Genomic DNA, 11953 nt, shown 5'->3' on the forward strand with positions numbered 1-11953 from the left:
GACTACTTCTTCTTGAAGATAAAAGCGGCTTTCCCCGGAAAGCCGCGATGAACCTAAAAAAAGGGTTAGCCATGGCTAACCCTTTTTTGCATTTGCTCAAAAGAAAAACAGAATCTAGAGCAACTTATCGTTCAAAAGCTGTAATTGAAAGCCTTACGCTGAAGGCTGTTCTACTGGCTTGCTATCTGCCACTTCAGATTCTGGCGACTTACCCGTCTTACGCTTGTACTTCTCTTCCCAGTAAGTTGCACCTTTGATGCCTAGTTTTACAGGGTTGAATGTGTACTCGGTTACGCCTTTACTCTGTTGCTCCTCGTAGTCAGCCAAAGCGTTAAGCGCAGGCTTAGAGATGAAGAAGATGATCAGAATACCAACGATGTTTAACCACGCCATTAAGCCTACGCCAACGTCACCCATTGCCCATGCAAGGTTCGCTGCTTTGACCGTGCCGTAGAAAACCGCAGCGATCATGATAAGTTTAAGCGCAAACATCATCCCTGGGATTTTTATGGTGCGTCGCAGGTAAGCAATGTTCGTTTCTGCAATGTAGTAGTAAGCAAGAATTGTTGTAAATGCGAAGAAGAATAGAGCAAATGCGATAAATGGTTTACCAACACCCGGTAGTGCACTTTCAATCGCTAGCTGTGTAAATACAGGACCATTCGCGCTCACGTTTTCAGCAAGGTTTTGCACAAGGAATACACCCTCAGTCCCGCCATGTACATTGTAAGCGCCAGTAATGATGATCATGAATGCCGTAGCAGAACAAACCAGCAGTGTATCGATATAGATAGAGAATGATTGAACCAAGCCTTGCTGAGCTGGGTGATCAACACTTGCTGCTGCTGCGGCGTGGGGACCTGTACCTTGACCCGCTTCGTTTGAGTAAACACCACGTTTTACACCCCAACCAATCGCAGCGCCGAAGCCAGCCATAGGTGTGAATGCATCACCAACAATCATAGAGAACACAACAGGTACTTGGTCAATATTGAGTAGGATGATAATGAAGGCGATGATGATGTAAGCTAATGCCATGAATGGAACAACGATTTGCGTGAAGTTCGCAATACGCTTAACGCCACCAAAGATGATGAAACCAAGGATAATTGAGACAACGGTACCAGTGAAGATTTTAGCGAAGCTGAATGTACCGACAGCTGTTTCTATCATTGCACCTGAACCAAATGCAGCTTCTACCGCATTGCCAATGCTGTTTGACTGGACACCTGGGAGTAAAATACCACAAGCAAAAATCGTCGCGATTGCAAAGATCCATGCGTACCACTTCTGACCCATCGCTTTCTCGATGTAGTAAGCCGGGCCACCACGGAACTGACCCTCGTCCTCTTCTTTGTAGATTTGCGCTAGCGTTGATTCTGCAAACGCAGTCGCAGCACCAAAGAAGGCTACAACCCACATCCAGAATACTGCACCAGGACCACCGAAACCGATAGCTGCAGCAACACCTGCAATGTTACCAGTACCTACACGGCCAGATAACGAAACAGCAAGTGCTTGGAAAGAGGAGATACCTTTAGTAGAGCTTTTACCTGATAATAATAAGCGCCACATTTCGAAAAAATGACGGATTTGTACAAATCGAGTCATGACCGAGTAGAACAAGCCTGCGCCTAAACATAGATAGATAAGCACTGGGCTCCAGATTATTCCATTCAAAAAATCAACGAATGACTGCATGAGTTTTTTCCCTGTTAGTTTTACTTGTGATTGTTTTTCGAACAACACAATACTTCACTTGTAACTTAATTGTTAAACTATTTATCTGTGAGTTAAGATTACTGTGATACAAAGCAACTTCTTGACAGTAATTGTTAATTTTTATCGCTTTTTATGATGGGGTGAGTTGATTTTTTTGATGCAACTGTATGTTTTTCTTTGTATTCATAGATGTGTTGAAAGAGTGATTGCTCTATATCTTATGTCAATCATTACTGGGTCGGGGTTGAAAGAAGCGCAATAAAATGGGTGGGAATTCTGTGACTGGCTTACATCAAAAGCTATGTGTGGTTAGTTCTTATGTTGCATTAAAGTTACGAATGAGTGCGTCGGGTTAGGACTTTTTTGATTGCTGAACAATCAAGCAATCAGGGCAAGATAGGTGGAGGTGACCGTTGTTGACTGCTATTTCTCAGCTGGACTAGGCTGCGTTCACTTTTCAAGACAAACGTCAGCCCAGTAAATGATGAATAACGATAGTGGTAATCGTGAAGGTTTTTGGGAGAGGCTTAATTAAAGCTTAATCATTTTGAAGCGAATTACCGAGCAGAAGAACGGTCGGAATCAAGCTCAGAGTTTTGTTGTGATTCCCATCTAGCGACTTCAGCATCAAGCTCTGCAATCTTCTCAGCCATTAACGCATGGCAGTGATTCGCCAGTTCTCTTGCGTCACTCAGCTTGTATCCAGATACATCAATAGGTTCAAGCATTTCGGTAATCACAATGCCGTTGTTTAGTCGGTTAAAGTCGATTTTGTTGTGAGTGGTGCTCGTGCACATCGGGGTGATAGGTACACCCGCCTCAATCGCCATTCGGAAAGCGCCCGTTTTGAACGGCAATAGCCCGCGCCCTTTACTACGTGTTCCCTCTGGGTAAACCCACACAGAAAGGTCTCGTTGATGAATCGCTTCTGCCACTTGTTTGATCGTATCGCGCGCTTTCGACTTGTCTTCACGGTTGATCAGAATGTTCCCCGTGATCCAATACAGTAGGCCAAAGAAAGGCACTATCAATAAATCACGCTTACCCAAAGAAACGGTACGCGGCCTTAACATTCCTGGGTCGGTGACAAAATCCAACACGCTTTGGTGGTTAGAGATATACACGCTCTTTTCTGGTGTGGGTGCATTCTCTAGACCACGCTGCACCAGTTTTACACCAAGGATCTTCTGTAATTGGTTGAACCAACGACAAAAAAAGTACACATGCTTAGGGTTCTTGGGGCTAAACAAGCAGTAAACAAAAGCAAATAACGTGGTGAAAATAATAAACACCGTAGCCAAGATAATACGAAGAACAGAAAGCAAAATTGACTCCTTACTCACTACAAGAGTGCAGTGATTAAATAGTTTCAGGTATTTGAAGTCTTCACTCTATTTAACTGAAATGCAACAATTAACTGTGTGAGACGTCTTTTTTTAGATCTTTATATAAAACAATGACTAACAAGCACTCTAGGAGGGGGTTACCGAGCTTACATGTGTTCACTGGTACCTGCTTCTGATGGCCAATATTGCTTATTAGGATCAGACTTGTTTACCCATTCAGGGTTTTGACGGGCTTGTACATAAAGTTGTAGGCCATTATAAGACATAAAAGTCGCAGGACCGCCAAGATGTTCGAAATAGTCAAAATAATCATCTTCAAGCGTGCATAAATGCGCTAAATCTTTGACCTTGTTCGCCAGTGCCCATTGAATCGCAAACACTGGAGCCGTTGAGCCTGCAATCGATATTTCTTCAATATTGGGGTTAAACATCGCATTAGCCTGTTCCAGTAGAATTTCTTGTTGCTCAGATTCTTGCAGCAGCACCTCATCGATGATCGCTAAACGCTTGGTATTTGAGATATTCTTATTCAGCTTTGCAATTCTCAGTGCGTAGCTAAATCTTTCTGATGACACAATATTGACCAGTTCAGACAGCAGTTCTTTGTCTACTCCTGCAGCCTTGGTGAAATAATCGATACAAGAATGGAGTGAAGCATAACGAGTGCCTTCAAACTCAAAGCCACTGGTTTCGTCGTAGGCCTCAATGGCAATGTTATCAAGTGACAAAGACCAGCCTTGATACTCAACTCGTTGCTTAGCTATTTGATACATTTCCCAAGCGCTGCGCCCAAAGCCACCGAGTGTCGAGCCCGTAAACTCACTGTCTATTAGCTCTTGCTCTGTCCAGTTCTCACCAATTCCTAAGTGCTTGGCATACTTATCAATGAGCGCATGCTTTATCTGGTCGCGCACCGCCCAAATCGAAGTCAGGTCTTTCGCATACTTCACACTCGCGCATTCTTTACACGCTGGCAGTGCTATCGGCGCATGACCAACCTTGGCAAAAAGCGAAGCGGTTTTAGGAAACTCAACGCTGTGATTAGAAGGCTCACCACAAAACCAACAGGTGTGGCGTAGGTTGAATGGGATGTCTATGTAGGGGTATTGAGTCATTGAACGTCTATCGCTGAGTGTTGAGGTTGGGAGCATTCCGGTAAAACAATTATCTCTGTTCGGGTGTCGCCTTGCATCTGGTTTGTTTCACTTTTCCACCGAGTTTGATTTTAAGCGCTTGTTATTAGAATGAGTTGGTGGAGATATGTTTATATAAAACAGCGACTAATGATGAATGTGGATGGGAGTGGCTGAACCGATATGTGCCGCTAGTAATCTTGTTAGGTCACTATTACTATGGAGTTAGACTCCTTACTCCGATAGCGCATATGTCTTCATCGATTCCTTTTTACGATAAAAATGCCCACACACTTTGCCAGCAGTACCATTCTGTTGCTTTTGAAGCTGTTCATAAAAGCTGGCAAGCTTATTGGCCTTTAGAGGGCGATAAGGTACTAGATGTAGCGGCGGGATGTGGCCGTGATGCGTTATGGATGCAAAAGGCTGGTGCGGAAGTTATCGCGATAGAACCCAGTGCGTCATTACGTGAGCCGGGCTCAGAATATACTGGGCCAGATGTTACATGGTTGGATGATTCACTCCCATCCTTGAGTCGAACTGAAAACCTTGGAATGCGTTTTGACCTGATACTAGTAAGTGCTGTGTGGATGCACCTTGCACCGTCATATCGAGAGCGAGCATTCAGAAAGTTATCTAACTTACTCGCTCCAAATGGTAAATTAGTGATTACGCTACGTCACGGAGAGTTTCATGACGACCGAGAGGGCTATGAAGTCTCGGTTGAAGAGCTTGAGCGTTTATCGAAGAACAGTGCTTTGTTGGTGCGTCATGTCGATGATAGCCAAGACACCTTGAAGCGCAGTGAGGTTTGGTGGCAAACCGTAGTGATGACCTTGCCAGATGACGGATCGGGTGACTTAAACAAGGTGCGCCACATTATTGTGAATGACAATAAGTCGGCCACATACAAATTGGCTCTGTTAAGAACCTTGCTGCGAATCGCAGATGCCCATTCAGGTGCTGTGATTGATCGAACCGATGGCAAAATATCTCTACCAGTGGGTTTGGTTACTCTGTATTGGGTTAGGCAATTTAAGCGTCTCATTGATATCGATATAGAAGGCGTTGGGATTCAGCAAAATAGCAACACGAGTAAAGGCCTAGGCTTTGTAAAGGACGATGGCTGGAACAAGCTCAAGCACCTCACTGCCGATGATTTAGCGGTAGGCACTCTGTTTATTGGTGATGAAGCCAAAGCATTGCAGAAGTTGTTTTCACAGACGATCAGCACCATTAAATCGGGTCCAGTGACCTTTATTTATCAAGGTACCAAAGAGAATAAGTTGTTTGAGATACTCCCACCTCAACAGCGACGAAAGAGTCGAGAATCACTAGTTATCGACAGTGAATTTTTAGCAAGCTTTGGTTACTTCACACTGGATGAAAGCTTATGGGAATGTTTCAGAATCTATCACTCTTGGATTGAGCCGCTAGTCGTGAATCAATGGGTGATGGAGATGCAGCGTTTTGAGTTAAATCGACAGCGCAACATATCACTTCAGACCTATCACGACTGCTTAGTCTGGATTGACCGAAATCACGACACTCGTGACGTACGTAAAAGAGTTGAGCAACTTAGATCTGAACATGCAGACATTGTCAGCGTTTGGAGTGGAAAATCGTTAAAAAATGAGTATCACGTTGATCACTGTCTGCCTTTTGCTTACTGGCCGAATAACGATAAATGGAACCTCTTTCCAACCACAAGCAAAGAGAACTTAAGCAAAAATGACAAGGTGCCTACCGCTGAAAAACTTCGCGCGTCTAAACCTCGTATTCTCAAATGGTGGCAATTGGCGTGGAGTGATTCGGCTCATTTTGAACAGCAATTCTTTTCTGAAGCGGTTCTTTCTTTACCTAATATTCCCCCACAATGTCGAGACTTTGAAGAGGTGTTTGACGCAATGGGTCTGCAGGTACGTGGTGTGAAAAGTCGACTGCTAATCAATGAGTGGCATTGAGCGTCACGCATACCCGCTAATTTAACCCTTTAAGTAATGGTAGAGTAAAAATGAAATACATCGGAATTGATGGCTGTAAGGCGGGTTGGATCGCTTGGATTGTCTCTGATAATCAAGCGCCAGTTTTCAAAGTAGTAAAGGCACTTGATGAGTTAGTGAGTGATCTCATCGGTTCAAAGGCGCTTATCGACATGCCGATTGGTTTTAGTGATGCGCAGGCTCCAGATCGTTTATGCGACAAAGCAGCAAGGCGTTTTCTAACCAGCAAACGTGGCTCTTCGGTGTTTCCGGTTCCGTGTCGTGAGGCGGTTTACCAAACCGATTACATCGCGGCGTGCAATGCCAATGTGCAGCAGCTTGGTAAGAAGTTCTCTAAGCAAACTTGGGGTATTGTTCCAAAAATCCGAGAACTAGATAAACTCATCGATGATCACCCACATTTATCGATCAGAGAGTCTCACCCTGAGGTGGTGTTTGCGGCCTTAAAAGGAGAACCGCTTACCTTTTCTAAGCGAACCCAAGAGGGCAAAGAAGAAAGGCTTTCGATTATTCAGCAAATCGCCCCGCAATGGTGTGAGGCTGCGGAGTTAGCTATCTCAAACACCAAGCGTAAAGATGTCGCGATAGATGACATTTATGACGCATTTATATTGATGTTGATTGCTTATCACGCTCCAACATTGTCGTGCTTGCCAGAACTTTCTGAGATTGATGGAGAGGCGGATAAGGATCAGAATGGTCGAGTTCGCGAAATCGTTTATTGGAACAAAGTGCACTAGCGAAGCATGCGCTCTGTTAGGTTGAGTGTGTTATTTTCCACTCCCTATCTTTTTACTCTTAATGTTTTTGAGCCTTGATATGAATCGTTTAATTGTTGGTTTGCTGGTAACTTTGAGCAGTGCGGCGAGTTATGGCCAAGTAGCACCTGTGTCCCAATGGCAATGTGACATGATGAAAAAGAACAAGGTATTGAGTAGCGGAGCACCTGTTGGCTGCGAGCGACTATCCAAAGTGGACTTTGATTTCATTAACTTTAAAGGCGAAACGCAGCAGGGGAATATGATTGTGTTTGATGTTATCGCCCCTTCTGTTGAACAACTCTTTTTAGAACTTAAACAGCGTAACTTCCCACTGCATTCTGCGCGCCTAATGCGAGAGTTCAACGGTGATGATAACGCCTCGATGGAAGCGAACAACAGCAGTGCGTTTAATGCTCGGCCTATCACTGGTGGAGGAGGTTGGTCGAAGCATGCTTACGGTGTGGCAATCGATATCAACCCAGTTCAAAACCCTTTCTTAGCGTTCGATAGTAACGGAACCATCACGGTCAAGCCCTCACAATCGGCGACTAGCTATGTGAACAGAACGCGTTTTCGTGCTCGCAAGAACATTGAACGCCGAGGCATGGCGGAAGATGTGGTCGAGTTGTTTGCACATCATGGTTTTATGATCTGGGGAGGGGACTGGAATTCCCCAATTGATACTCAGCATTTCGAAGTGGGATCAAGGAAGTTCGTCAATCAACTGCTCTCTCAACCCAAACCAGAAGCCAAAGTGTTATTTGAGCGATACGTCGAAACTTACCGCCAATGCTTTAATAAAAATAAAGGTGAGGGTGCAGAAAAAGCTCGTGCTATCTGTGCAAAGAAAACAGTCAGGACTTTTTAGTGCTATGTTTATCTAGAACCGTTCGTGTTTTAGCAAGTTAAGCTCGCTTCATGGGTATTTTTAATCGCTAAGGTCAACGCGCGTCGTTGGCCTTTTGTGTATTCATTTCTCCAATAGAACACTGAGTATCCAAACGTTATTGAGTGTCTGTTAGTCAACAATTGATGAAATAATGCGACGCAAAGTCATCGGTTTGTCATTGAAAAAGTCATAGCGTAAACGTTATGTGAGAACCATTGCTGGTGGGGAACTTCTTGCCTTTTCACCAGTATTATTAGTGAACTGATCACAACGGACTAACTAATGAAAAAGATCCCTTTGACTCTAACTCTTTTAAGTTCTCTATTTTTGTCACAATACTCTTTGGCTACAGACACCTCTCACACCACGCAAAACCCGAGTTACGAACTTGATGGTAAAGTGGTCTTAGGGCGAACTGAGAATGTGTACTTCTCTGGCGTTCAAGGGCTAAAAGACGTCCCTTTCATGGGTAAAATCGACACCGGTGCAGAAACCACTTCGATGCATGCTGAAGATATTCATGTGAGAAGTCTCCATGCCGACTACAAGAACCTCAAAGATGAGGAGTTGATGGCGGCATTGGTCGAAGAGACTCGGAGCAACAGAGCTCTCCACTACAGTGATTGGGATGGCAGCCACTTTGCAAAGTATCAGGCGATCGTTTCTTTTAAGGTGCAAAACCCGCGGAATGGAGAGAAAGTAAAGGTTGAGGCCCCTTTAGAGCGTGTCAGTGTTATACGTAGCCGCACTAGCAGTAAGTCTTTGCTTCGTCCGACGGTGAAGATGTCCCTGACCATCGCTAATCAAGAACTAAAAACAGACGTTAACCTCACGGATAGAAGCCATTTCTCTGCACCTGTATTAATCGGTAAATCCTTCCTAGCCGACAACGCGTTGGTGTTCGCTGGCTATGATTATTTGCAAGAGCAAGAGAACGCAACGGTGGTTGGTCGTAAAGAGGTGGTGTCTATTTCGGGCATGCCAATGAACGCGACCTTCTCTTTAAAGAACCGCTACAGCACCCTACATGCAAAAAATATTGATGTAGACAAAAAACACAGCGAAGTCACGTTTGATATCGTCGGTAACACTGGCAAGCAAAAAGAGGTGACATTACCGTTAGTTCGTATGCTAAGTGTGAGCGGAAATCAGAGGCCTCTTGTGTATGTACCAGTTCAACTCGATGAGAGTACCACTAAAGATGTGCTTGTTTATTTGAGCGAGCATTCAGGCGGTACTTCTCAGTTAAAGGTGGGGACGAATACCGCCAGCGAATTCTTTATGATTGATACCAATGCTGAGAATTTGCTCTCACAAGGTTCATCGAGTTTTAGCAATGTGGTTGAAGCGGGTTCCCCAATGATTATCTCACCGGAAGAGGACATCACACTTGATGGGTTCTCGCTAAAGGCTGTGGCTTCTTTTACTGTAAACACGCCTCTATTGAAGGTGGACAGCTTTGAGATTGTCGGCAAGGGTAAAGATGAATCGGTTGAGTTTTACCTAACTGACGCGAGTGGTGAACAACAGAAGGTCACAAAACCAATCATTAAAAAGCTCAAGGTGGGAGATGATACTCGCCCAGTAGTGAGTGGTGAGTTCTTGGCTTCTGGCAAGGTTCGCACACAAAAGTTTGCCATCGATGTTTTGGACAGTGATGAAAAACAACCTTATTTCATTCTAGGTAAGAAAATGGCGAAAGAGGGTGTTTACGTAAACACGCGCTCTGACTATCTACTAAAAGCAGAGCCTCTGTTTAAAGTGGGGCACATTGAAGTGGTCGAAGTGCACGGCATGACATTCCCTGCCAAGCTAGACACAGGTGCTGATGTGAGCTCTATGAACGCGGTGAACATCAAGCGATTTAAGAAAGATGGCCAAGACATGGTGACCTTTACTTATCAAAATAACCAAGGAGATAAGCAAGAGTTCACCAAGCCAGTTATTGATGTGATGCGAATTAAAGCGAAGAAAGGCGAGAAGGTGAATATTCGCCCTGTCGTAGAAATGAAAGTGAAGCTAGGCGACCTAGAAAAAGAGGTGAGAGTGAACCTTCAAGACCGTTCACGCTTTGAATACAGCATGATTCTAGGTAAGAACTTCCTGAAGTACGGCGCGGTAGTAAGTAGTGATGAAGATTACGTACTAGGGAAAATGGAGTAACGTCTTAACTTACTAAAAGCGAAATAGAGCAGTTCTAAACGGCCACACATTTCAGTAAAGGGATGTGTGGCTTTTTGTTATGTGGTGACTTGTTGGGTGTTTTGTATCTAACTCGTTGCTCTGTTAGTTGAGATAACTTGAACCTTTCTATTCAACAACTCTTGAGTGGAACTAAAATTCTTTTCGAAGCTTAAAATCGAGTTAGAAAGTTCAGTATTGGCAAAAGTCGAGAGCATCTCGCTTAATTCAAGCTTTGAGCCCGTGCGGTTTTGTTCTCTCTCATTAGGGTTTATCAGCACCACAGTTCTGCCCAGAAAGTCTCCCTTTTTTCCTGACTCATTCTCGCGACTGTTCTCGATCCAATTTATCGACGAGTGATTTGGTATTGGTTGGATGCTATTGGACATAGATTACTTAGACTCTTAAATCCGAGCTTTGAAACTTAGATGGCAAAGCTTCCATGGTTACATGGGCCGATAACAAGTCTTCCCAAGATTCACTTTGTGTAAGTATTTCAGCTAATGAATCTTCAAACAGCTCATAATCGAGTGACTCTGCTTGAAGCAGTCTATTCAAACATAGCTTGTGCCTGTGGTTATCTAAACTAAAAAACAGCTGATGTTCAGACCAGTGATAGTTAAATGCGACAAAAGAGCGGTAAAGATCAGGGGTTACAATTTGTAGATCAACGATCTCAGCTTCCAATTGAAGTGTCCCTGTTGTTGGGTGAAAGATTACATGTACTCTTATGTTGTCATCAAAAGCTAACCCCAACTCGTCTTCGATCAACTCTAATCTCGGTAACCCTATATGATGAGCAAATTTAAGTAAAACCTCATCTACGATTTGGCGCGCAGACATAGAAGTCATCCTTTTTTTTATTTAAGCTTGAAGTTATGGCAAGTGTGTTTCGTTGTTTATCAATATTAGTTGGATTTTTTTATATAAACGTTTTTATTGATGAACTAGGGATTATTAGCTGTGTTTCTTATAACAAAGTTTAATATAGTTAGTGTTTGTATAATGAACGACTTTATATTTGGAACTAACATCAAGATTTTTATCAAACTGAATTCAATGTATTTAATTGTGATTCTTATTTTTGAGACTCGTGATTATAATAATTAAAAGAAATACCTATTGATCTTTGATGCATTTTTATAGAACAATCAAGATTGTTATTTTTATTAAAAAGATAAGTTGATTGAGCATACAGTGAAGGTAAATACGTCTTTTTTATTACTAAGTATATTTCTTTTGAGCGCTTGTACTCACACAGGCCATTTAGGAAGTATGTTCAAAAGCGACTCTCAGGCAGCATTGTACGGATGGGTGTCTTTTGATGAGTATGTTGCTCCTGTAAATACTTTGATTGATGTCGATGTGTGCCAAGTGGTTGATGAGCAGTGCATTAGTGTTGCAAGGCAAACTTATCATGGAGTTCAGCTACCTGTGCAATACTCTTTTGTTCTAGCGCCGATACAAGCAGGTGAGGGGAAAATGAAGATCCGTGCTGTGTTACATTCTCAAGGAGAAATCATAGCTATTAAAGAAGAGGGCTATATGTTTACGCGAGGAAGATTCCATCAGAATTTAAAACTAAAAGTCTACAATAATGAGTAAATTAATCACTTTTATTTTTAAATGTTAATAAAAGTTAACGGTGAGTTAAGCGAAGGAAGGAAGGCTAAACCCTAAATCTTAATTGTAATAATAGAATTAAACTGCCTTCTTTATATGAATATCAGTTGCACTTACTGTAAATTTTATGTTTATATTCCACCCTTAAGAAAAATCGGTTCGATAAAAATGATTTTAAAAACACGCCATTTTCTTAGGGCTTATAATATAAGTGGTTATACTAAGCACTAGTATTTCAACTTTTTCTAATATAATTTAACTTTTGTTCAATTGAGTAGCGCAAGTTACCGTTGAA

Annotated in this window: 10 protein-coding genes; 5 read left to right on the forward strand and 5 right to left on the reverse strand. The window is 42.9% G+C overall.

Annotation, left to right across the window (positions count from 1 at the left end):
• Positions 1–153: 153 nt before the first annotated feature.
• The 3 genes from JC606_RS15185 to JC606_RS15195 all read right to left on the reverse strand — a co-directional run bounded on the left by JC606_RS15185 (position 154) and on the right by JC606_RS15195 (position 4183).
• Entirely contained in the window at positions 154–1701 is a 1548-nt protein-coding gene (locus JC606_RS15185; protein ID WP_137408169.1) for an alanine/glycine:cation symporter family protein, read from the reverse strand.
• A gap of 578 nt (positions 1702–2279) precedes the next feature.
• Entirely contained in the window at positions 2280–3047 is a 768-nt protein-coding gene (locus JC606_RS15190; RefSeq protein WP_063522645.1) for a 1-acylglycerol-3-phosphate O-acyltransferase, read from the reverse strand.
• A gap of 167 nt (positions 3048–3214) precedes the next feature.
• A complete protein-coding gene (locus JC606_RS15195) occupies positions 3215–4183 on the reverse strand; it encodes a hypothetical protein (RefSeq protein WP_137408170.1) in 969 nt (322 codons plus the stop codon).
• Between the two features lie 269 nt (positions 4184–4452).
• Here JC606_RS15195 and JC606_RS15200 point away from each other — a divergent pair, with 269 nt between their 5' ends.
• From JC606_RS15200 to JC606_RS15215, 4 genes are all read left to right on the forward strand, one after another.
• A complete protein-coding gene (locus JC606_RS15200) occupies positions 4453–6165 on the forward strand; it encodes a class I SAM-dependent methyltransferase (RefSeq protein ID WP_198778905.1) in 1713 nt (570 codons plus the stop codon).
• A 50-nt stretch (positions 6166–6215) separates the two neighbouring features.
• Positions 6216–6944 (forward strand): DUF429 domain-containing protein, encoded by a 729-nt coding sequence (locus tag JC606_RS15205; RefSeq protein ID WP_137408172.1) that lies wholly within the window; start codon positions 6216–6218, stop codon positions 6942–6944.
• Positions 6945–7023: 79 nt separating this feature from the next.
• A complete protein-coding gene (locus JC606_RS15210) occupies positions 7024–7833 on the forward strand; it encodes a M15 family metallopeptidase (protein ID WP_137408173.1) in 810 nt (269 codons plus the stop codon).
• Positions 7834–8136: 303 nt separating this feature from the next.
• Positions 8137–10017 (forward strand): ATP-dependent zinc protease family protein, encoded by a 1881-nt coding sequence (locus tag JC606_RS15215; RefSeq protein ID WP_137408174.1) that lies wholly within the window; start codon positions 8137–8139, stop codon positions 10015–10017.
• Positions 10018–10124: 107 nt separating this feature from the next.
• Here JC606_RS15215 and exsE2 read toward each other — a convergent pair whose 3' ends face one another.
• The gene (exsE2, locus tag JC606_RS15220; protein ID WP_137408175.1) at positions 10125–10424 is read right to left on the reverse strand and encodes a T3SS regulon translocated regulator ExsE2; all 300 of its coding nucleotides are present in this window, start codon (positions 10422–10424) and stop codon (positions 10125–10127) included.
• A 7-nt stretch (positions 10425–10431) separates the two neighbouring features.
• A complete protein-coding gene (locus JC606_RS15225) occupies positions 10432–10878 on the reverse strand; it encodes a CesT family type III secretion system chaperone (RefSeq protein ID WP_063522652.1) in 447 nt (148 codons plus the stop codon).
• Between the two features lie 354 nt (positions 10879–11232).
• Here JC606_RS15225 and JC606_RS15230 point away from each other — a divergent pair, with 354 nt between their 5' ends.
• Positions 11233–11640 carry a YscW family type III secretion system pilotin gene (locus JC606_RS15230; RefSeq protein WP_170222459.1) on the forward strand — a complete coding sequence of 136 codons (408 nt, stop codon included), beginning with the start codon at positions 11233–11235 and terminating at the stop codon, positions 11638–11640.
• Positions 11641–11953: the final 313 nt, after the last annotated feature.

The sequence above is a fragment of the Vibrio sp. IB15 genome (assembly GCF_016406055.1).
GTDB classification, from domain to species: domain Bacteria; phylum Pseudomonadota; class Gammaproteobacteria; order Enterobacterales; family Vibrionaceae; genus Vibrio; species Vibrio chagasii.